This is a genomic window from Spirillospora sp. NPDC046719, assembly GCF_040645715.1.
Taxonomy (GTDB): Bacteria; Actinomycetota; Actinomycetes; order Streptosporangiales; family Streptosporangiaceae; genus Spirillospora.
Window position 1 is genome coordinate 1 of record NZ_JBEYYT010000091.1, and the last position, 20,227, is coordinate 20,227.

Sequence of the window (20,227 nt, forward strand, 5' to 3'; positions counted from 1 at the left end):
GGGGGGGGGGGCGTTGTCCCCCCCCCTCACGTCCCCCGCCCAAACCCGCCCCCCGACCGTCGGGCAGGCCCGCTCCGCTCGCTGCACTCGCTCCGCGTGCCTGCCCGTGACGCCGGCTGAGCTTCAACCCGCCGCGGCCGAGGTTCGGCCCGGCGGGGCTGGTGGGGCGAGCCTTCGGGGCCGGACTGTCGGCGGGGGGCTCTAGAGTCTCGGGGCATGGCGAAGGCTAAGACGGCGAAGGCCGCCTACCGCTGCTCGGAGTGCGGCTGGCAGACCTCGAAGTGGGTGGGGCGCTGCGGCGAGTGCCAGACGTGGGGCACGGTCACCGAGGCGGCGTCCGCCACCCCCGCGCGGGTCGTGACCGCCGGGCCCGTCAGCACGCCCGCCAAGCCGATCGGGCAGGTCGACGTCCAGAACGCGCAGACCCGGCCCACCGGGCTGGACGAGCTCGACCGCGTGCTCGGCGGCGGCATCGTGCCCGGGGCCGTGCTGCTGCTCGCGGGCGAGCCCGGCATCGGCAAGTCCACGCTGCTGCTGGAGGTCGCGGCGCTGGCGTCCACGCCGCCGGAGGCGGCCGTCCCGCGGCAGGCCCCCGCCACCGCCAGGCGCGTCCTGTACGTCACCGGCGAGGAGTCCGCCGAGCAGGTCCGGCTGCGCGCCGACCGGGTCGGCGCCATCACCGACGACCTGTACCTGGCCGCCGAGACCGAGCTGTCCGCCGTCCTCGGGCACGTCGACGCCGTCGAGCCCACCCTCCTGGTCGTCGACTCGATCCAGACCATCGGGACGTCCGAGGTCGACGGCGCGCCCGGCGGCGTCACGCAGATCCGCGAGGTCGCCGCGAACCTGATCAGGATCGCCAAGGAGCGCGGCATCACCGTCGTGCTGGTCGGCCACGTCACCAAGGAGGGCGCGATCGCGGGCCCCCGCCTGCTGGAGCACCTCGTCGACGTCGTCCTGTACTTCGAGGGCGACCGGCACTCCCGGCTCCGGATGATCCGCGCCGTGAAGAACCGCTACGGCCCGACCGACGAGCTGGGCTGCTTCGACCTGTCGGAGGTCGGGATCGTCGGGCTGCCCGACCCGAGCGGGCTGTTCCTCACCCGCCGCGAGGAGCCCGTCCCCGGCACGTGCGTCACCGTCACGCTGGAGGGCCGCCGGCCGCTCGTCGCGGAGGTGCAGGCGCTCGTCGCCAAGTCGCACCTGCCCGCGCCCCGGCGCGCCACGTCCGGCCTCGACACCTCCCGCGTCGCGATGGTGCTGGCCGTCCTCGCCCAGCGCTGCAAGATCTCGATGCACGAGCAGGACGTGTACGTCTCCACCGTCGGCGGCGTCCGGCTGGCCGAGACCTCCGTCGACCTCGCGCTCGGCCTCGCCGTCGCCGGGTCCACCGTCGAGCAGGCGCTGTCGAGCAGCCTGATCGCGCTCGGCGAGGTCGGCCTCGCGGGCGAGGTCCGGGTCGTGCCCGGCGTGCAGCGGCGGCTCGCCGAGGCCGCCCGGCTCGGGTTCAAGCACGCCGTCGTCCCCCGCGGGTCCCTGGAACTCGCCGACGGCTCGCCGCTCAAGCGCGCCGACCCGCAGCTCACGAGCTACGAGGGCATGAAGGTGATGGAGGTCGACAGCCTGCAACAGGCGCTCCAGGTCGCCTTTACCGCGCCATGACGCGGGTAGCGCGAGAGTATTACGGCACGCGTCAGACGGATGCGACCAGGGGAGGAACCGGGTCAGCCCCCTCCTCGGTAAACTGACGCCGTCCAGCGACCTCCGGGGGCCAGGTGCCAGAACACGACAAGGCTCATGACGAACGACGCCGCGCCACGCTCGCCGCGGTGGCCCCGGGCACGCAGATCCGCGACGGCCTGGAGCGCATCCTGCGGGGGCACACCGGCGGGCTGATCGTGCTCGGCTACGACCAGGCCGTCGAGGACCTGTGCTCGGGCGGCTTCGAACTCGACGTCGAGTTCTCCGCCACGCGGCTGCGCGAGCTGGCCAAGATGGACGGCGCGATCGTGCTGGACAACGACCACTCCCGCATCGTCCGGGCCGCCGTCCACCTCGTGCCGGACTCCACCATCCCCACCGAGGAGTCGGGCACCCGGCACCGCACCGCCGAGCGCGTCGCCCGCCAGACGCCCCACCCGGTCATCTCGGTGAGCCAGTCGATGCGGATCATCGCGCTGTACCTGGACGGCATCCGCTACGTCCTGGAGGACTCGGCGGCGATCCTGTCCAAGGCCAACCAGGCGCTCGCCACGCTCGAGCGCTACAAGCTGCGCCTCGACGAGGTGTCCGGCACGCTGTCCGCGCTGGAGATCGAGGACCTCGTCACGGTCCGCGACGTCAGCGCGGTCGTGCAGCGGCTGGAGATGGTGCGCCGCATCGCCGACGAGATCGAGGGCTACGTCGTCGAGCTCGGCACCGACGGCCGGCTGCTCTCCCTGCAGCTGGACGAGCTGGTCTCCGGCGTCGACGTCGACCGGGAGCTGATCGTCCGCGACTACCCGTCGGACGACACCCGCGCCCGCGGCGTGTCGGCGATCCTGTCCGTGCTGGACACGCTGTCGGCCAACGAGCTGCTCGACCTGTCCACGGTCGCGGAGGTGATGGGGTTCGCCGGGCCGGACGCCCTCGACCTGCCGGTCAGCCCGAAGGGGTTCCGGCTGCTGGCGAAGGTGCCGCGGCTGCCCAGCATGGTCGTCGAGCGGCTCGTCGAGCACTTCGGCGGGCTGCAGAAGCTCCTCGCCGCGAGCATCGACGACCTGCAGGCCGTCGGCGGGGTCGGCGAGTCCCGCGCCCGCAGCGTCCGCGAGGGCCTGTCGCGGCTCGCCGAGTCGTCGATCCTCGAACGCTACGTCTGACGGTCGCGACGGTCAGCGGAGGTGGAAGATCCGCTTGCCGGCCTTCCCGCCCTTCAGCGACGCGACGTAGGTTCCGGGCCGGGCGGGCGCGCCGCCGCAGCCGCGGCGACGGTCCCAGGTGAAGGCGGCCGTGGAGGGGACGCCGCGCCGCAGCGTCTGCTTTCCTTTCCCGGCCTTACGGCACTCTCCCGATGACCAGATCCGGTCTTTCCCGGACCTGACGACGACGGAGAGCGTTCCAGCGTCGAATCCGCAGGACGCGCTGCCCGTGTTCACGACGGTGACGCCGAAACGGGGTTCCTGCCCCGCCGCGTACGTCTTCGCCGCCGACATGGTGAACACCAGGTCGTGCGTGTTGCACGGCGCGCCGTCCTCCGCGTCCTCCGCGGCCTCCGGCGTGACGGTCGTGGTGACGGTCACCGTCGGTATCGCTCCCGGCGGCAGGTCGGGCGCGGCCGAATCGATCGCCCCGGCGTTGCGGACCGGCTCCTTCTCACCGCCCCCGCTGCTCCCGCCGCCGCACGCCCAGGCCAGCGCCGCGACCGCACCGGCCATTCCGGCCAGTACCGCCACGCGGCGCCGCCAATACCGGTCCAGCGATAAATGACGCTCGGTACCCGTATCCATACGGTCAGTATGCATTCGCTGAATCGGCACAGGGGTCCGACCCGCCGCGTGCCACAATGGCGGTCCGCCATGAACTCCACGTATACCGATCCGATTCTCGACTGGTACGCCGCGAACGCGCGGGATCTCCCGTGGCGCGCCGCCGACGCCACCCCCTGGGGCGTCCTGGTCAGCGAGATCATGCTCCAGCAGACCCCCGTCGTCCGCGTCCTGCCCGTCTGGCGGGCCTGGATGGAGCGGTGGCCCACGCCCGCCGCGCTCGCCGCCGAACCGTCCGGCGAGGCCGTCCGCGCCTGGGGCCGGCTCGGCTACCCGCGCCGCGCGCTGCGCCTGCACGAGAGCGCCCGCGCGATCACCGAGCGGCACGGCGGCGAGGTCCCCTCGTCGCACGCCGACCTGCTCGCCCTGCCCGGCATCGGCTCCTACACCGCCGCGGCCGTCGCCAGCTTCGCGTTCCGGCAGCGCCACGCCGTCCTCGACACCAACGTCCGCCGCGTCCTGGCCCGGCTCGTCTCCGGCGAGGAGTACCCGCCCAAGGCCCAGACCAAGGCGGAGGTGGCGGTCGCCGAGGGCCTGGTGCCCCTCGACCCGCCGACCGCCGCGCGCTGGGCCGTCGCCGTCATGGAGCTCGGCGCGCTCGTCTGCACGGCCCGCACGCCGCGCTGCGTCGACTGCCCGGTCCTCGCGCAGTGCGCCTGGCATCTGAACGGCCGTCCCGCCTACGACGGCCCGCCCCGCCGGGGACAGACCTACGCGGGCACCGACCGCCAGTGCCGGGGCCGCCTCCTCGCCGTCCTCCGCGACGCCGACGGGCCCGTGGAGAAGCCCGCCCTCGACGTCGTCTGGTCCGATGCCCCGCAGCGCGAACGCGCTCTTGACGCCCTCATAGCGGACGGCCTCGTCGATCCCCTCGACGACGGCCGCTACACCCTCCCCACCTGAGCGACCGCGTCCGCGCCCGCACGGGGGCGGTCTGCGGGGAAATTGGGTGGTCGGGCGGGCCAGTGGGGTCGTACCGTTCGGCGGGTGCGCGACCTCTTGAGCCTGCCGAAAGCCCACCTGCACGTCCACCTGGAGAGCACCGTCCGGTGGGACACGCTCCGCGCCATCGGCGACGCGAACGGGGTCGAGGTGCCCCGCGACGGCGGGACCTTCGGCGGTTTCGCCGCGTTCTTCGCCCAGAACGAGCTGGTCCGCACGTGCCTGCGGCGGCCCGCCGACTTCCGGCGGATCGCCTACGAGTTCTGCGAGGACGAGGCGGCGCAGGGCACCCGCTACGCCGAGGTCTCCTTCACCGCCGCCGCGCACGGCGAGCGGCTCGGCGACCTCGACATGCCGCTCTCGGCGGTCCGCGAGGGCCTGGCCGCCGGACGCGAGGCGTTCGGCATCGAGGTCGGGCTGCTCCTGGACCACTCGCGCCGCCGCTCCGTCGAGCGCGCCTGGCACACGCTGGAACTCGCGCGCCGCCACGAGGGCGTCGTCGCCGTCGGCCTGGCGGGCGACGAGTCGTACCCGGGCGACCCGTTCACCGAGGTGTTCGCGGCGGCCCGCGACGCCGGCCTGCACGTCGTCCACCACGCGGGGGAAGGCGAGGGACCGGCCAGCATCCGGCAGGCGCTCGGCCCCGGGCGCACCGAGCGCCTCGGCCACGGCATCCGCGTCCTGGACGACCCGGACCTGGTCGCCGAGGTCCGCGAACGGAAGATCCCGCTCGAGGTCTGCCCGTCGTCCAACGTCGCGCTGGGCTTCGCGGCGTCCCTCGCCGACCACCCCCTCCCCCGTCTCCGCGACGCGGGGCTGATCGTCACCGTGAACACCGACATCCCCGCCCTGATCGGCGCGCCGCTCGCCACCGAGTACGCCCGCGTCCGCGACGCGTTCGGCTACGACGACGCCGCGCTCGCCGACCTGGCCCGCGCCGGCGTGGACGCCTCCTTCGCCTCCGCGTCCACCAAGACCCGCCTCAACCGCGAGATCGAGACCTGGCTCGCGGCCACCTGACCGCCGCGCCGGCCGGGGCGTCAGGTGGGCGCCGGCCGGGGGGTCACGTGGGCAGCGGGCGGTCGTTGACGATGTGCTTCATCACGAGCGTCGAGTTCAGGCGCTGGACGCCGGGCAGCGCGGAGAGCACGTCGTCCTCCAGCTCCTGGTAGGCGGTCAGGTCGGCGGTGACGATGCGGAGCAGGTAGTCGGGGTCGCCGAACAGCCGCTGCGCCTGGACGACCTCCGGGACCCGCTCGACCGCCGCCTCGAAGCCGAGCAGGGTCTCCCGGTCCTCCTGCCGCATGGTGACGAACACCAGCGCCTGGAACGTCAGCCCCAGGGCGGCGGCGTCCACGACCGCCCGGTATCCGCGGATGGTCCCGTTGCGCTCCAGCTCCCGCAGCCGCCGGTGGCAGGGCGAGACGCTCAGCCCGACCCGCGCCGCCACATCGGTGATCGTCGCCCGGCCGTCCTCCTGGAGCACCGCAATGATCTTCCGGTCGATGGCGTCCATACAGAAGATCCTTCCACGCTGGCGGCGTGTTCTGGTGAAACTTGGCAGCACATTTCGGCAGATCAAACATATTCTCCCCTCATCAGCCGCCATACGAGGGGATTCCCGCCATGGCCACCGGCTCCGTCCTCGCCTTCTGGTCGGTCGCGTTCCTGCTCATCGCCGTCCCCGGAGCGGACTGGGCCTTCACGATCAGCGCGGGGCTGCGCGGGCGCTCCGTCCTCCCCGCGGTGAGCGGGCTGGTCACCGGGTACGCCGCCGTCACGGTCGTCGTCGCGGCCGGGGTCGGGGCGCTCGTCGCCGGCTCCCCGGACCTCCTCACCGGCCTCACGCTCGTCGGCGGGGCCTACCTCGTGTGGCACGGGGCCACGACGCTCATGCGCCCGGCCGCGCCCGACCCACAGGGCGCCGGGCCCGAGGGCACCGAATGGCGGACCTTCCTGCGCGGCATCGGCGTCAGCGGCCTCAACCCCAAGGGGCTGCTGATCTTCGTCGCGCTGCTGCCGCAGTTCACGGACCCGGACGGCCGCTGGCCGGTCGCCGGCCAGATCGGCGTCCTGGGCACGACCTACATGGCGACCTGCGCGCTGTTCTACCTGGCCCTCGGCACCGTCGCCCGCGGCGCGCTCCAGGGCCGTCCCGCCGCCGCCCGCTCGATCAGCCGGCTGTCCGGCGCCGCCATGGCGGGCCTCGGCGCCTGGCTGCTCGTCGACCGCCTCTTCTTCTAAACAAACAAGTATGTCTGTTAGAGTTGCGGTCGCCGAGCCGAGGAGGCGACCGATGAGCACCGCGCACTGGCCCGACGGCGTCGATGACATCATCGGCGGCGACCAGGCCGTCATGCTCGCCTCGGTCACGCCGGCCCGCGGCGTGGTGCTCACCCCGGTGACGAACTTCGGGGCACGGGACCGCGACGCCTGCACCGTGACCGTGAACAGCTCGGCCGGAGGCTGGAAGAAGCTGGAGCGGATCAGGCGGGATCCCCGCGTCGCCCTGGCCTTCCACACCCGGCTGCACGGCTACAGCGACCGCCCGGAGTACGTGCTGGTCCAGGGCACCGCGTCGCTCTCGCCCCCGCGCGACGACTATCCCGCGTCCCTGGGCGCGGACTGGGAGCGCTTCGACGGACCGCGCGCCACCGGCCCCTTCTGGGGCCCCTGGCTGCGCCCCTACTACACCCGCGTGGTCATCGACATCGCGGTCGAGCGGCTGATCGTGTGGCCGGACCTCTCCTGCAAGGGGAGCCCGGAGGTCTTCGGACCCCCGCTGCCCGGCCCGCCGCCGCCGCAGAAGGCACCGGGCCTCGGCACCGGTCCGCGCATCGACCACGTCAAGGCGGCGCACCGGCTCGCGAGCCTTCCCGACGCCCTGCTCGGGTGGACCGGCGCCGACGGCTTCCCCATGGTGATCCCCGTCGGCTTCAGCGGCCAGGACGCCGAGGGGATACTGCTCCACGTCCCGCTCGGCGTCCTCCCCGACGGCGGACGCCGCGCCGGCCTGACCGCCCACTCCTTCAGCAAGTACGTGCAGGGGCAGCACCAGCGCGTCCACACGGGCTGGCTGGACAGCGGCCCGCAGGTCCACTACGCCCCGCACACCGAACTCGCCTACCGGACGCCGCCGTCCAAGCTCCTCTACCGGCTCGGGATAGGGGTGGCCATGCGCGTCGCCCTGCGCCGCGCCCGCAGCGCGGGCCACGACATCGTGCAGTGACCCGGCAGCCGCCCCGGCAGCCGCCCTGGGAGCCCTGGCAGCCGCCCCGGCGCCCCTGAGCGGCGGTTCAGCGGACGACGGTGTGCACGTGCCCGGCGCGGATCTCGCGGAGGAACGGGTCGGCGTCGTCCGCCCACTCGGCGGGCGTGCGGACGACCGGGTGGACGGGGAGGCCGAGCCGGGCGGCCGCCTCCTGGGCCGCGTCGAAGGCCGTCTCGCGCCCGAGCTCGCCGACCAGCAGTACTTCGACCTCGCCGGGCTGTTCGCCCGGCACGCCCGCGTAGCGGGCCGCCCAGGGGCCGAACAGGTGCGCCTCGCGGACGGCCGGGAGCCGGCCGAACTCCTCCGCGACCACGGCGGCGGGGCCGAACGTCAGCATGACCAGGCGGGCGAGCGGCTCGTACAGCGGGCTCCCCTCGTCGCGGGACACCAGCCGCCCGGCGAGCGTGCGGCGCAGGGCGAGGACGCCGGCCCGCGACAGCCGCTCCACCTCCCGCATCACCGAGCCGAGGTCGGTGCGGAGCATCACCGCGAGATCGAGCATCGACGCCTCGCGCCGGGGCCCGAGCAGGAGCCGGCCGAGCAGTTCCCCCTGCAACCGGGATCTGAAGATCGGCAACTGCGGCGGGGCGGGCGCGCGCAGGTCGCGCTGGAACGCCGCGTCCAGCGAGCGGCCGCGAGGCCGCCCGAACTCCGCCGCCGAACCCACCACATTCGATCGCATGTTCGAATACTAGGAGCCGCCTCCGACAACCCAGGGCTCACAACTCCGTCGGGGACTCGGGCTCCCGGAGGAAGAGGCAGAACGGGTGGCCGACCGGATCCAGGAAGACGCGGACGTCGTCGTCCGGCTGGAAATCGGCGAGGACGGCGCCCGCTTCCTCCGCGTGCCGGGACGCCGCCTCCAGGTCGTCCACCTCGACGTCCAGATGGATCTGGATCTGCTGCGCGCCCTCGGCGGCCGGCCAGGTGGGCGCGACGTGGATCGGCTCCCGCTGGAACGACAGCCCCGTTCCCCCGCCCGGAGGGCGCATCTTCACCCAGTCCGGCTCGTTCTGCACCACCGTCCAGCCGAGGAGGCGGCGGTAGAACGCGGCCAGGGCGTGCGGATCGGGAGCGTCGAGGACGGGGGCGGACAGGGTCATGCGCGGCGGGCGGCTCACGTCGACTCCAGCGGCGTCGGAGGATCGGTCGGAGCGATCTTCCCCGGGGACGCCCCGGACATGCGGAAGGGCCGGACATGCGGAAGGGCCGGACATGCGGAAGGGCCGGACATGCGGAAGGGCCCGCACCGACCAGGTCGGTGCGGGCCCTGCCGAGGGCTGAGGTGATCAGTCCTTGTTGAAGTTGACCGCGCCCTCGATGGGCGGGGCGTCGGGGACCGTGGCGGACGGCTTCGGCACGCCCCGGAAGGTGAACTTGGCGTTCTCCGCCGTGTCCTTGTCCTCCGGGTTGAAGCCCTCGGTGCCGACGATCACGATCTGGCCCGGCTTGAGCTCGTTGTACAGGATCTTCTCGGACAGGCTGTCCTCGATCTCCCGCTGGATCGTGCGGCGCAGCGGCCGGGCGCCGAGGACCGGGTCGTAGCCCCGGATGGCCAGCAGGTCCTTGGCCTCCTGGCGCAGCTCGATGCCCATGTCGCGGTCCTTCAGCCGCTCGTCCACCCGGGCGATCATCAGATCGACGATCTGGATGATCTCCTTCGGGGTGAGCTGGTGGAAGACCACCGTGTCGTCGACGCGGTTGAGGAACTCGGGACGGAAGTGCTGCTTGAGCTCCTCCGACACCTTGGCCTTCATCCGGTCGTACGAGCCCTGCTCGTCGTTCTGCCGGGCGAACCCCATGGAGACGCCCTTGGAGATGTCCTTGGACCCCAGGTTCGTCGTCATGATGATGACGGTGTTCTTGAAGTCCACGACGCGGCCCTGCGCGTCGGTGAGGCGGCCGTCCTCCAGGATCTGCAGCAGCGAGTTGAAGATGTCCTGGTGGGCCTTCTCGATCTCGTCGAACAGGACGACCGAGAACGGCTTGCGGCGCACCTTCTCTGTCAGCTGGCCGCCCTCCTCGTACCCGACGTAGCCGGGCGGGGAGCCGAACAGCCGCGAGACCGTGTGCTTCTCCATGAACTCGGACATGTCGAGCTGGATCAGCGCGTCCTCGTCGCCGAACAGGAACTCCGCGAGGGTCTTGGACAGCTCGGTCTTACCGACGCCGGACGGGCCGGCGAAGATGAACGAGCCGCCGGGACGCTTCGGGTCCTTCAGGCCGGCGCGGGTGCGGCGGATCGACTGCGAGAGCGCCTTGATGGCGTCCTCCTGGCCGATGACGCGCTTGTGGAGCTCGTCCTCCATGCGCAGCAGCCGGGTGGACTCCTCCTCGGTCAGCTTGAAGACCGGGATGCCGGTGGCGGTGGCGAGGACCTCGGCGATCAGCTCGTCGGTGACCTCGGCGACGACGTCCATGTCGCCGGCCTTCCACTCCTTCTCCCGCTGCGCCTTCTGGCCGAGCAGCTGCTTCTCGGAGTCGCGCAGCGCGGCGGCCTTCTCGAAGTCCTGCGCGTCGATCGCGGACTCCTTCTCGCGCCGCACGTCGGCGATCTTCTCGTCGTACTCGCGCAGGTCCGGCGGCGCGGTCATCCGGCGGATGCGCATCCGCGAACCGGCCTCGTCGATGAGGTCGATCGCCTTGTCCGGCAGGAACCGGTCGCTGATGTAGCGGTCGGCGAGCTGCGCGGCCGCGACCAGCGCGCTGTCGGTGATCGACACGCGGTGGTGCGCCTCGTAGCGGTCCCGCAGGCCCTTGAGGATCTCGATCGTGTGCGACAGCGACGGCTCGGCGACCTGGATCGGCTGGAAGCGGCGCTCCAGCGCGGCGTCCTTCTCCAGGTGCTTGCGGTACTCGTCGAGCGTGGTGGCGCCGATGGTCTGCAGCTCGCCGCGGGCCAGCATCGGCTTGAGGATGCTGGCGGCGTCGATCGCGCCCTCGGCGGCGCCCGCGCCGACGAGCGTGTGCAGCTCGTCGATGAACAGGATGATGTCGCCGCGGGTGCGGATCTCCTTGAGCACCTTCTTCAGGCGCTCTTCGAAGTCGCCGCGGTACCGGGAGCCGGCGACCAGCGCGCCCAGGTCGAGGGTGTAGAGCTGCTTGTCCTTCAGCGTCTCCGGGACCTCGCCCTTGACGATCTTCTGCGCCAGGCCCTCGACGACGGCGGTCTTACCGACGCCGGGCTCGCCCACGAGGACCGGGTTGTTCTTGGTGCGGCGGGACAGCACCTGCATGACCCGCTCGATCTCCTTGTCCCGGCCGATGACCGGGTCCAGCTTGCCCTCGCGCGCGGCCTGCGTCAGGTTGCGGCCGAACTGGTCGAGCACAAGGGAGGTGGACGGCGCGGACTCCGAGGGGCCGCCGGAGGCGGCCGGCTCCTTGCCCTGGTAGCCGTGCAGCAACTGGATGACCTGCTGGCGCACCCGGTTGAGGTCGGCGCCGAGCTTGACCAGCACCTGGGCGGCGACGCCCTCACCCTCCCGGATCAGGCCGAGCAGGATGTGCTCCGTGCCGATGTAGTTGTGGCCGAGCTGCAGCGCCTCGCGCAGTGACAGCTCAAGGACCTTCTTGGCGCGCGGAGTGAACGGGATGTGGCCCGACGGCGCCTGCTGGCCCTGGCCGATGATCTCCTCGACCTGCTGGCGAACCGCCTCCAGGCTGATCCCCAGGCTCTCCAAGGCCTTGGCAGCGACGCCCTCACCCTCGTGGATCAGACCCAGGAGGATGTGCTCGGTGCCGATGTAGTTGTGGTTGAGCATCCTGGCCTCTTCTTGGGCCAAGACGACAACCCGCCGCGCGCGGTCGGTGAACCTCTCGAACATCTCGTCGCTCCTCACAGAGCGGTTGGGCAGAGTCCGGAACGTCCGGAACTGTCCTTCCGCATGCTAGCCCGCCCCGAGGAGGCCGCCCGGTGCACTCCCACCAGGAGACGTTCCCCAGCTATGCGCTGTTCAGTCTCATCCAACTACCGCATCGGTGCGTCATGTTCCCGCTACGCCCCAAGCGAACGGGGGCTTTCCGCAGGTCGTTCGGGGTCGCGTCCGAGGATCGCCGAATGGGGGCGAAGTCCCGGTGTACCTCGCCCGGGCGGACGGGAAACCGGGCGGGTGCTACGCCACAAGCGAACGGCCCGTCTCATGGAGGGAGACGGGCCGCCGGCGCGGGGATGGCGGGTCAGTTCGCCGCCTCGTACTGCTCGATCACGGTGGCCGGGATCCTGCCGCGCTCGTTGACCTTGATGCCATTGTTCTTGGCCCAGGCGCGGATCTCGGCACTGCGCTCGCGGCTGGACGCGCCGCGCGGGCGGCGCCGCTTGTTGACCGTGCCGGCCTTGCGCGACTTCTCCACGAACGGCAGCAGAGAATCCCGCAGCTTCTTAGCGTTGGCGCCGCTGAGGTCGATCTCGTAGGAGGCGCCGTCGATCGAGAACGCTACGGTCTCGTCCGCCTCGCCACCGTCGAGGTCGTCGACGAGAAGCACCTGAACCTTCTGTGCCATGGGGACAGACCTTTCGGCTGGAGCAAACTATGCATTCGGTTGACAAAGATATACCGGGAAGTCTGCGGATGACAATTCAAGTCGAGGATGAACATCCCTTGGCGGCCGGTAACGGCTTGACCACCGGTGCGCGGAGGGCGGCGCGGGCCGGGCGGATGGGGCGCCGTTCAATTACCGGGGACGGACAGGGCGGCGGATTTCGGGGTGACCGGCGTCACGGCGCACCGCGCTGACCTGGGCCGGCGAAGGCGCATTGGACCAGGTATCGGGGCGCCGAGGCATTCCGTCGAGGGGACCTCGACTGAAAAAGGTTCCACCGGGACCTTAACAGGGTGGGCACACCCGCACCGCTTGCCGACGATTAGCCCTGCCGTAACGGCACTAACCGGGGCACGCGCCCGGAATACCCGGCAGACCGGCCCGGAGCGCGGCCGACCGGGACCGCGGCGCCGCTACCGGCGGATGTCGAGGGATTACGGGTCGCGATGCCGGGACGAAAATCTGTTGCCTTCCGGCGCTCGGGAACTGGCGGCGGGATGGCGGAGCGTCACCCCGCCGATACCAGTCCATCCCGAAATCGGGGGATAAGCGGCAGATTCCGCCTCGGTGCCCCGGTCGACGCGAGACGGCGTCCCATCCCGACTAAGTGCGGCGGGCCAATGAACGCCGACTCCGTGCGCGCCGGGAAGCAACTCCAAACCGGAGGGACCTTCCGGCACGAGACACATCCTCCGGGAATCCCGCCCGTAACCTGAACGCGCCGGGAACGAGCTGGCATTGCCCGGCGAAGTCCGGTGTCCGAAACGGCGCGAGGATCTCCCCAAAGCCCTGCGGCCCGCAGGGCCGGGGCAAAGCCGCGCGGCGCCCTGTGCGCGCGCTCGACGTGATCAGCGCGCGCCGGGGCCGGACACGCCCGGGACGGCGCGCCGCCAACTCCGAGAGCGCCGCAAACGCCGGTGAATCAGGGCGTGCGGCGTTTTACGACCAGGGTGCCGGCGAGCCTGTCATGGACGGCCCTGCGGTGCGTCCCCTCGTATATGAACCCGGCGTTCGCCACCCAGAACAGGCTCGCCAGAAGGCCGAGAATGTGGACGGGCCGCAGCGCGATCGGCACGGAGTACACAGCGGCCCGCAACACGGCCCGCAGGACGCTCGGACGGCCGTATCCGCCCTCAGACGCACCGCCGAAGGTTTCAGGGGCCGCGGTCCGTTCCGCGCCCGTGAGGGCGCCCTCAGGGACGGACGGGTCCGGGACGACCTGGATCCCCGCGAAGCGCTTGCCGAGGGTCTGCCCCCACAGGGCGAGCTGCACGGCCTCGTACAGCAGCATGCAGCCCGCCACGGCGGGCGGTGCGACGACGTCCAGCTCGTGGCCGGACACGAACTCCTTCACGACGATGATGACGGGCAGGCCGACCACGAGGGTGTCGACGATGCGCGCCAGCAGGCGCTGCCCGGGTTCGGCGAGCGCCGGGTCCTCCCCCGCGACGCCCTCCACAGGGTCATCGGCAGGGCCATCGACAAGGTCATCGGCGAGGTCATCGGCGAGGTCATCGGCGAGGTCATCGGCGGGGTGGCCGTACAGCGCAGATTCGCCGCCCGGGAGGGCGCTCCCGGTCCCGGACGGCTCGTCCGACCCCTGCGCGGGCGTTCGGGGAGTCGCCATCGCGGACCTACTCCGCGTACTCGGCGTACTCGCCGTATCCCGCGCGCTCGTCGATGACGAGGGTGCCGGCGACGCGGTCGTGCAGGGCCTGGTGGAGGGGCTGGTCCCAGATGGCCCACAGGTACGCCATGAGCGCGCCCGCCCAGACCAGCAGCATCCCGTAGGCGAAGTACTGCCACACCATCACGGCGAGGACGAGGAAGAAGAAGACGCCGAGCTGGTATCCCACGTGGGTGATGGCGGCCCGCCACACGGCCTGCGTCGTCGTCAGCTGGTTCCCGGCCGGACGGGCCTGGACGACGCCGATGCCCAAGAAGCGCTTGCCGAACGTCCGGCCCCACATCGACAGCTGTACGGCCTCGTAGATGAACGGCAGGACCGACAGGACGGCGAACAGCGTGAAGATGATCGGCCAGTTCCAGATGCCGCCGTCGTCCTCCGTCTTGCTCCCGGGCTTGCCCAGCCCGAACGCGCCGACCGTGATGGGGAGGACGAGCGCGAAGCCGAAGGCCGCCACGAGCGTGTTGTCGATGAGGCGGGCCCCCGCGCGCCGCAGGATCGGCGCCAGCGGCATGTCACCGCCCGAGGAACCGCCGTACTGGTCGTAGGACGGCTCATAGGACTCGTACGAGGGCTGCCCCCACTGGTCCTGCTGGGGTTCCTGCCACTGCTGTTGCGATGGCTGCTGCTGTTGCCATTGCTGTTGCTGCTGCCATTGCTGCTGTTGGGGCTGTTGCGGCTGCTGTGACTGCCACTGCTGTGCGGGCGGCTGAGCCTGGCCTTGCCGCTCGGGCTGCTGCCATTGCGGGGGACCCTGGTAGGGGGGCGGCGGGCCGTACGAGCCCGGCCCCTGCGACGACCCGTAAGGCCGGCCGCGGTTGGGGGAATCGCTCATGTGGGGTCAGTCCTCCAGGCGAAGCAACATCCGTGTGTTGCCCAACGTATTGGGCTTGACCCTGTCGAGGTCCAAGAACTCTGCCACGCCTTCGTCGTAGGAGCGGAGGAGTTCCTCGTACACCTCGGGCGCCACCGGAGTACCCAGGATCTGCTGAAAGCCGTGCCGTGCGAAGAACTCCACTTCGAAGGTAAGACAGAAAACCCGCCGGACGCCGAGTTCCCGTGCCGTCTCCAGGAGCCTGGAGACGATGCGGTGCCCGAGCCCGCGGCCGCCGTACCCCTTGTCCACCGCGACCGAGCGGACCTCCGCCAGGTCCTCCCACATCACGTGCAGCGCCCCGCAGGCGACGATGGGCCCGGACTCCCCTGGCCCGGCGCCCTGGACGTCCTCGGCGACCCAGAACTCCTGGACGTCCTCATAGAGCTTCACCGTCGATTTCTTGAGCAGGCGACGGCCCGATCCCGCGTACAGATCGACCAGCCTGCGGATCCCCTGAACGTCGGCGGTGCGCGCACGCCTGATCACGACTTCCACAAACAGGCGAGATTACCGAACTCGCCGCCCGTCCCTGGCCACCGGCGGCCACCCGGCACCTGTCCGGGGCTGCTCCGGGACGTGGCCGAGGGGCGCTCCGGGTCTGGTCGAGGGGCGCTCCGGGTCTGGCCGGGGGTGGCCCGGGGCTTGACAGGTGCCGGTCGGCGGGCGCCGCGGCGGGCCGGAGCGGCGCGTCCGCAACCGCCGCTTACCCCCCGTACCGTCCGCCACGACCTGCGAATTCGCATGTTCTGGTTGGCATCCAATGGCGCTTCCGTTAGTGTCCCGCTCTGACGTCGGCCTTCCGCGAAGCGGAGGCCGGACCGCCGAGTCCACGGGCCGCAACCAGCGCCCCGAGGAGCCGGGGACCCACTTTCGGAGCGTTCGGGGGAGCACCCTGAGCCGATGCCGTCTGGGGTGAATCCGCAGCCGCGTGGAGGGATGCGCGCGCGCCCAGCGGACGGGCTGCTCCGGCCCGAACCCGTCAGCTAACTCGGTAGGCGGACGAGGAGAGGAGATTTGGTGCGGACGGCTCGTTTCCGTGTCCGGGCGCTCACGATCGCCGGCGCGCTCGTCGCCCTTTCCATCACGCCCCACGTGGTGGTCCCGCATTCGCTCTCGATGGCGCACGCCGACCCTGACCCGTCGGCCAAGGAGCTCAAGGACCAGGCGTTCAAGCTGGCGGACCAGCTGGAGAAGCTCACCGAGCAGTACAACGGCCTGAAGGTGAAGCTGGAGCAGTCGCAGCAGGCGGCCAAGGTCGCCGCCGGCAACGCCGAGCGCCAGCAGAAGTCCCTGGAGGGCCTGCGCGAGAAGGTCGGCAGCCTCGCCGCCACGAGCTACATGCAGGGCGGCACCGACCCCACGGTCTCGTTCATCTCCGCCCAGGACCCGCAGGTCGTCCTCGACCGCGCCGCCACCCTCAACTACTTCGCCACCCAGGACAGCACGCAGGTCCTCGGCCTCATGCAGGCGATGCAGTCCGCCCAGCGCGCGCGCAAGTCCGCCGAGGAGCGCGCCCAGCAGGTCACGCAGCTGAAGGCGCAGCTCACCGCGCAGAAGAAGAAGGTCACCTCCGCCTACGAGAAGGTCCGCGGCAAGGCCGTCAAGAAGGACCCGTCCCTGCTGGCGAAGCTGCCCGTCATCGGCGAGGGCAAGGCCGCAGAGGCGCTGCGGTACGCGATGAGTAAGCTCGGCAGCCCCTACGTCTGGGGCGCCGCGGGGCCGACCACGTTCGACTGCTCGGGGCTGACGATGTGGGCCTACAAGCAGGTCGGCATCAACCTGCCGCACTACACCGGCAGCCAGTGGAACGCCGGGACCCACGTCTCGGAGAGCCAGATGCAGCCGGGCGACCTGATCTTCTTCTACTCCGACCTGCACCACATGGGGATGTACGTGGGCGGCGGCAAGATGATCCACGCGCCGCACACCGGCGACGTCGTCCGCATCGCGTCCCTGGCCGGTCGGCCGATCGCCGGCGTGGTCCGCGTCGCCTGAGTGCCCGGCAGACGCCCGCACAACAGACGCCCTAGAGACGCGTCGGCAGCAGAGCCGATGGCCGCAGAACACACGGCAGCGGCGGGCGCCGGCTGGAGAGCCGGCACCAGACAGCCCGGTGCAGGGTGATGTGAACTGCGTCCGCGGCGGCGCTGCGCTCTTGCAGGGACCTACCTGCCGGGCGTAGGGCGCCGCCGCTGCGGGGTCGGACGAGTTCGTATCGCTGTGGACTTGCTTCCGGTCGGGCTGGTTTCCGGGTGATGACGCCCGCCGTCCCCTGACGGGCGTCGTCGGGTCGCGCTAGATGAGCTGCCTTCTGGCCGCCCACACCACGGCCTCGATAGGGGTGTTGACCTCCAGCCGGTCGCAGATGTTCCGCAACCTGCGGCGCAAGGTCCGTGCGCTCAGTTCCAGCTTGCGCGCCGCCACATCAGCGGTGACACCGCTGGCGATCTGGGCGAGCAACCTGATCTCCTCGTCGCTCAGCCCGAAATCGAGTGTGGCTGTTTCCACTCCGTCCTCCCTCGTCCGTGGTTGATGACCGCGGGGATGCAGCCGTCCGCTGCACAGGCACGGGTTGGGCCCTCGAACTGCATGCGTTGGGTTGCCGGGTCCGGAGCCTTCCGGACTCAGATCATCGGGTCGGGTTCCTTTTCCGTCTCGCGAGCTTGGCCGGAGGTGGCCGATGGGCCGATTGCGGGGTCGTGCGGGGGAACTCCGGGTGACGATTCACTCGTTGGCCACGTGTCAGGGTCGGGTCTGGGTCGTCGGTTCCGAACCCGCTCCCTCCTCGTTGGACTCACCGGATCTCGCCGCGGACGAAGATCGTGAATCGTTTCAAGCTACGCTTCGGCTCGGAACGCTAGGCGGCCGGATCCGGCCCGTCAAGCGCTGATTACGTGCTGTCTGTGCCCGAATGGTCGCAATACGTGACCGGGTTTTCGGGGATTGACAGGGGAAAGCCCAGCTACCTGGGAAAACACCACCGGGGCGGACGAGGAGCGACGTGCCACAGACCAGTATTCGCGAGGTCGCGCGGCGTGCCGGGGTCTCGGTTGGGACCGTTTCGAATGTCCTAAACCGGCCAGATCTCGTGGCCGAAGCAACCCGTAACCGGGTGCGCGAGGCGATCGAGGAGCTCGGATTCGTCCGCAACGAGTCCGCGCGGCGGCTCCGGACGGGCCCCGACCGCACCGCCGGCGAGTTCGGCGACGAGCCGCGCCGCGCGTTCGGCGTCGTCGTCGAGGACCTCACCAACCCGTACGCGGCCGACGTCGTGCGCGGCGCCGAGGAGGCGCTGAACGCGTCGGGCCACGACGCCCTCTGGCTGTCGAGCGACCACTCCGCCGCGAAGGAGGCGCGCTCGCTGGAACTGCTGGAGGAGCAGCACGCCGCGGGCGCCCTGATCGTCCCGGTCGGGCTGGGCAAGTCGCGCATCCGGCGGCTGCGCGCCGCCGGGCTGAGCGTCGTGCTGATGGACCGGGACGTCACCGACGCGTGCGCGGTCCACGTCGACCACGTCGCCGGCGGGGAGCTGGCCGCCGCGCACCTGCTCGGCATCGGCCGCGAGCGGATCGTGTTCGTCACGGGCGCTCCGGAACCGCAGCCGTGCGTCGAGCGGCGCGACGGCGCGGCCCGGACGCTCGTCGAGGCGGGCCGCGGGAAGCCGCCCGTGCTCGTCCAGGGCGCGCTGAGCCCCACCGAGGGCCGGCTCGCGGCGCGGCTGCTCCTGGAGATGACGCCGCGGCCGGACGGCGTGTTCTGCGCCAACGACCTGCTGGCCATCGGCCTGATCAACGAGCTGACCCGGCTCGGGGCGCGCGTCCCGGACGACATCGCGGTGGTCGGCTACGACGACATCGAGCTGGCCGCCAGCGCCGCCGTGCCGCTGACCACGGTGAAGCAGCCGCGGCGGGCGCTCGGCTGGGAGGCCGCGGAGCTGGCCATGGCCGAGAACCGGGAGGGCCGGTCGCATCAGCACCGGCAGGTCGTCCTCCGCCCCGAACTGGTGGTGCGCGAGTCCGCCTGACTCCCGCCGCCGATCACCGCCGCCGATCACCGCCGCCGATCATCGCCGCCCGCTCCCCGCCGCTATTGACATGCTGTCTGAGATCCGCGTGACTTGGCCTATGGAGGACACCAGGGAACAGGCCGCGCAGGACGTGGAGGCGGCGGCGATCCTCGGGTTCGACCCGTCGGACCCGGCCTTCCGCGCCGACCCCTACGCGCACTACCGGGGGCTCGCGGCGGGCGGGAGGCTGCAGCGGACCGCGGTCGGCCTGTGGGTCGGCACGTCCTACGAGCTGTGCGAGGCGGCGTTGCGGGACCCGCGGTTCGGGCACCGGCCCGAGAACGGCGGCCTGTGGCGGGACGCGCCGCAGCGGAACAGGTCGTTCCTCACGATGGACCCGCCCGACCACACGCGGCTGCGCAGGCTCGTCAGCAAGGCGTTCACGGCGCGGCTGGTCGAGCGGCTGCGGCCGCGCGTCGAGGCGCTGGTGGACGAGCTGCTGGACGCGGCGTCCGGCGAGGTCGACCTGATCGCCGCGCTGGCGTACCCGCTGCCCGTCATCGTGATCAGCGAGATGCTGGGCGTGCCGCCGCGCGACCGCGACCTGTTCAAGGGCTGGTCGGACGCGCTCGCGCGCGGCCTCGACCCCGACTTCCTGCTGCCCGAGGCGGAGATCGCGCTGCGCGACGAGGCGCGGGCGGAGTTCGCCGCGTACTTCCGCGAGCTGGCCGCCGAGCGCCGCGCGGCCCCGCGCGACGACCTGCTGAGCGCGCTCGTGGGCGTCTCGGACGGCGGCGACGTCCTGTCGGAGGAGGAGCTGCTCGCGACCTGCGTGCTGCTGCTCGTCGCGGGCCACGAGACGACGGTGAACCTGATCGGGAACGGGGCGCTGGCGCTGCTACGGCATCCGGAGCAGCTCGCCCTGTTCCGGGAGCGTCCGGAGAACGTCGCGGCGGCCGTGGAGGAGCTGCTCCGCTACGACCCGCCCGTGCAGCTGACGCTGCGGGCCGCCCTGGAGGACGTCGAGCTGGGCGGCACTCTGATCGAGCGGGGGCGGCTCGTCCTGCTCCTGACGGGCGCCGCGAACCGGGACCCGTCGGTGTTCGCCGACCCGGACCGCCTCGACCTGCTGCGCTACGCCGAGGGGCGGGACGCGCCGCGCCACCTGTCGTTCGGGCACGGGATCCACTTCTGCCTCGGCGCGCCGTTGGCCCGCCTGGAGGGGCGGATCGCGCTGCGGAAGCTGTTCGAACGCGACGTGGCCCTCGCAGCCGGCCACGGCGACCTCGAGACGGGCGACCTGGTGTACCGCGACAACCTCGTCCTACGGGGGTTGCGCGACCTGCCGGTCCGGATCGGGTGACCGGCAGGCCGCTCCCCG

The 20,227-nt window shown here is 71.6% G+C and carries 19 protein-coding genes and 1 riboswitch; of the genes, 9 read left to right on the forward strand and 10 right to left on the reverse strand.

Translation table 11 applies throughout. The features are described from left to right. Positions 1 to 216 precede the first annotated feature (216 nt). Positions 217 to 1,662 (forward strand): DNA repair protein RadA, encoded by a 1,446-nt coding sequence (radA, locus tag ABZ914_RS17755; RefSeq protein ID WP_190859449.1) that lies wholly within the window; start codon positions 217 to 219, stop codon positions 1,660 to 1,662. Between the two features lie 113 nt (positions 1,663 to 1,775). Beyond that, entirely contained in the window at positions 1,776 to 2,858 is a 1,083-nt protein-coding gene (gene disA / locus ABZ914_RS17760; RefSeq protein WP_500194058.1) for a DNA integrity scanning diadenylate cyclase DisA, read from the forward strand. Positions 2,859 to 2,870: 12 nt separating this feature from the next. Here the strand turns inward: disA and ABZ914_RS17765 are convergent, their stop codons facing one another. Continuing rightward, positions 2,871 to 3,485, reverse strand: a complete 615-nt coding sequence (locus tag ABZ914_RS17765) for a hypothetical protein (RefSeq protein WP_500194060.1) — start codon at positions 3,483 to 3,485, stop codon at positions 2,871 to 2,873. Between the two features lie 69 nt (positions 3,486 to 3,554). On the opposite strand from ABZ914_RS17765, the gene ABZ914_RS17770 reads away from it, so the two are divergent. Both ABZ914_RS17770 and add read left to right on the forward strand, forming a co-directional pair. Then, the gene (locus tag ABZ914_RS17770) at positions 3,555 to 4,427 is read left to right on the forward strand and encodes an HhH-GPD family protein (protein WP_500194061.1); all 873 of its coding nucleotides are present in this window, start codon (positions 3,555 to 3,557) and stop codon (positions 4,425 to 4,427) included. Positions 4,428 to 4,511: 84 nt separating this feature from the next. Further along, a complete protein-coding gene (add, locus tag ABZ914_RS17775; protein ID WP_500194063.1) occupies positions 4,512 to 5,486 on the forward strand; it encodes an adenosine deaminase in 975 nt (324 codons plus the stop codon). 43 nt (positions 5,487 to 5,529) lie between these two features. On the opposite strand, the gene ABZ914_RS17780 is transcribed toward add, so the two are convergent. Further along, complete coding sequence (locus ABZ914_RS17780; RefSeq protein WP_433146739.1) at positions 5,530 to 5,982, reverse strand: Lrp/AsnC family transcriptional regulator; 453 nt, start codon at positions 5,980 to 5,982, stop codon at positions 5,530 to 5,532. A 110-nt stretch (positions 5,983 to 6,092) separates the two neighbouring features. Here ABZ914_RS17780 and ABZ914_RS17785 point away from each other — a divergent pair, with 110 nt between their 5' ends. Together ABZ914_RS17785 and ABZ914_RS17790 are read left to right on the forward strand one after the other, a co-directional pair. Next, a complete protein-coding gene (locus ABZ914_RS17785) occupies positions 6,093 to 6,710 on the forward strand; it encodes a LysE family translocator (RefSeq protein WP_500194064.1) in 618 nt (205 codons plus the stop codon). Positions 6,711 to 6,762: 52 nt separating this feature from the next. After that, the gene (locus tag ABZ914_RS17790) at positions 6,763 to 7,695 is read left to right on the forward strand and encodes a pyridoxamine 5'-phosphate oxidase family protein (protein WP_500194066.1); all 933 of its coding nucleotides are present in this window, start codon (positions 6,763 to 6,765) and stop codon (positions 7,693 to 7,695) included. A gap of 67 nt (positions 7,696 to 7,762) precedes the next feature. Here the strand turns inward: ABZ914_RS17790 and ABZ914_RS17795 are convergent, their stop codons facing one another. From ABZ914_RS17795 to ABZ914_RS17825, 7 genes are all read right to left on the reverse strand, one after another. Beyond that, positions 7,763 to 8,419, reverse strand: a complete 657-nt coding sequence (locus ABZ914_RS17795) for a hypothetical protein (protein WP_500194067.1) — start codon at positions 8,417 to 8,419, stop codon at positions 7,763 to 7,765. A gap of 37 nt (positions 8,420 to 8,456) precedes the next feature. Further along, positions 8,457 to 8,858 carry a VOC family protein gene (locus ABZ914_RS17800; RefSeq protein ID WP_347256805.1) on the reverse strand — a complete coding sequence of 134 codons (402 nt, stop codon included), beginning with the start codon at positions 8,856 to 8,858 and terminating at the stop codon, positions 8,457 to 8,459. Between the two features lie 168 nt (positions 8,859 to 9,026). Beyond that, positions 9,027 to 11,561 carry an ATP-dependent Clp protease ATP-binding subunit gene (locus ABZ914_RS17805; RefSeq protein WP_433146724.1) on the reverse strand — a complete coding sequence of 845 codons (2,535 nt, stop codon included), beginning with the start codon at positions 11,559 to 11,561 and terminating at the stop codon, positions 9,027 to 9,029. Positions 11,562 to 11,913: 352 nt separating this feature from the next. Continuing rightward, entirely contained in the window at positions 11,914 to 12,237 is a 324-nt protein-coding gene (locus ABZ914_RS17810; RefSeq protein ID WP_151543546.1) for a histone-like nucleoid-structuring protein Lsr2, read from the reverse strand. A gap of 961 nt (positions 12,238 to 13,198) precedes the next feature. Further along, entirely contained in the window at positions 13,199 to 13,903 is a 705-nt protein-coding gene (locus ABZ914_RS17815) for an RDD family protein (protein ID WP_500194069.1), read from the reverse strand. A gap of 7 nt (positions 13,904 to 13,910) precedes the next feature. Then, positions 13,911 to 14,798 carry an RDD family protein gene (locus tag ABZ914_RS17820; protein ID WP_433146720.1) on the reverse strand — a complete coding sequence of 296 codons (888 nt, stop codon included), beginning with the start codon at positions 14,796 to 14,798 and terminating at the stop codon, positions 13,911 to 13,913. Between the two features lie 6 nt (positions 14,799 to 14,804). Next, positions 14,805 to 15,335: an amino-acid N-acetyltransferase gene (locus tag ABZ914_RS17825; RefSeq protein WP_500194070.1), complete on the reverse strand. Its 531-nt coding sequence runs from the start codon at positions 15,333 to 15,335 to the stop codon at positions 14,805 to 14,807. A gap of 327 nt (positions 15,336 to 15,662) precedes the next feature. Continuing rightward, positions 15,663 to 15,854, forward strand: a riboswitch (cyclic di-AMP (ydaO/yuaA leader). Between the two features lie 3 nt (positions 15,855 to 15,857). Between ABZ914_RS17825 and ABZ914_RS17830 the strand changes: the two genes are divergently transcribed. Continuing rightward, positions 15,858 to 16,835, forward strand: coding sequence for a C40 family peptidase (locus ABZ914_RS17830; RefSeq protein WP_500194071.1), 978 nt, complete (start codon positions 15,858 to 15,860; stop codon positions 16,833 to 16,835). A 300-nt stretch (positions 16,836 to 17,135) separates the two neighbouring features. On the opposite strand, the gene ABZ914_RS17835 is transcribed toward ABZ914_RS17830, so the two are convergent. Further along, positions 17,136 to 17,405: a LuxR C-terminal-related transcriptional regulator gene (locus ABZ914_RS17835; RefSeq protein WP_372442464.1), complete on the reverse strand. Its 270-nt coding sequence runs from the start codon at positions 17,403 to 17,405 to the stop codon at positions 17,136 to 17,138. Positions 17,406 to 17,841: 436 nt separating this feature from the next. Between ABZ914_RS17835 and ABZ914_RS17840 the strand changes: the two genes are divergently transcribed. Then, positions 17,842 to 18,864: a substrate-binding domain-containing protein gene (locus ABZ914_RS17840; RefSeq protein ID WP_190859474.1), complete on the forward strand. Its 1,023-nt coding sequence runs from the start codon at positions 17,842 to 17,844 to the stop codon at positions 18,862 to 18,864. 100 nt (positions 18,865 to 18,964) lie between these two features. Then, complete coding sequence (locus ABZ914_RS17845; protein ID WP_500194073.1) at positions 18,965 to 20,209, forward strand: cytochrome P450; 1,245 nt, start codon at positions 18,965 to 18,967, stop codon at positions 20,207 to 20,209. Positions 20,210 to 20,227 lie beyond the last annotated feature (18 nt).

What these genes read in the sequence shown, in the direction of transcription:
- radA (WP_190859449.1), top strand. Translation starts at nt 217, where the DNA reads ATGGCGAAGGCTAAGACGGCGAAGGCCGCCTACCGCTGCTCGGAGTGC.
- ABZ914_RS17820 (WP_433146720.1), bottom strand. Translation starts at nt 14,798, where the DNA reads ATGAGCGATTCCCCCAACCGCGGCCGGCCTTACGGGTCGTCGCAGGGG.
- ABZ914_RS17815 (WP_500194069.1), bottom strand. Translation starts at nt 13,903, where the DNA reads ATGGCGACTCCCCGAACGCCCGCGCAGGGGTCGGACGAGCCGTCCGGG.
- ABZ914_RS17805 (WP_433146724.1), bottom strand. Translation starts at nt 11,561, where the DNA reads ATGTTCGAGAGGTTCACCGACCGCGCGCGGCGGGTTGTCGTCTTGGCC.
- ABZ914_RS17795 (WP_500194067.1), bottom strand. Translation starts at nt 8,419, where the DNA reads ATGCGATCGAATGTGGTGGGTTCGGCGGCGGAGTTCGGGCGGCCTCGC.
- ABZ914_RS17790 (WP_500194066.1), top strand. Translation starts at nt 6,763, where the DNA reads ATGAGCACCGCGCACTGGCCCGACGGCGTCGATGACATCATCGGCGGC.
- ABZ914_RS17845 (WP_500194073.1), top strand. Translation starts at nt 18,965, where the DNA reads ATGGAGGACACCAGGGAACAGGCCGCGCAGGACGTGGAGGCGGCGGCG.
- ABZ914_RS17765 (WP_500194060.1), bottom strand. Translation starts at nt 3,485, where the DNA reads ATGGATACGGGTACCGAGCGTCATTTATCGCTGGACCGGTATTGGCGG.
- ABZ914_RS17770 (WP_500194061.1), top strand. Translation starts at nt 3,555, where the DNA reads ATGAACTCCACGTATACCGATCCGATTCTCGACTGGTACGCCGCGAAC.
- ABZ914_RS17810 (WP_151543546.1), bottom strand. Translation starts at nt 12,237, where the DNA reads ATGGCACAGAAGGTTCAGGTGCTTCTCGTCGACGACCTCGACGGTGGC.
- ABZ914_RS17785 (WP_500194064.1), top strand. Translation starts at nt 6,093, where the DNA reads ATGGCCACCGGCTCCGTCCTCGCCTTCTGGTCGGTCGCGTTCCTGCTC.
- ABZ914_RS17780 (WP_433146739.1), bottom strand. Translation starts at nt 5,982, where the DNA reads ATGGACGCCATCGACCGGAAGATCATTGCGGTGCTCCAGGAGGACGGC.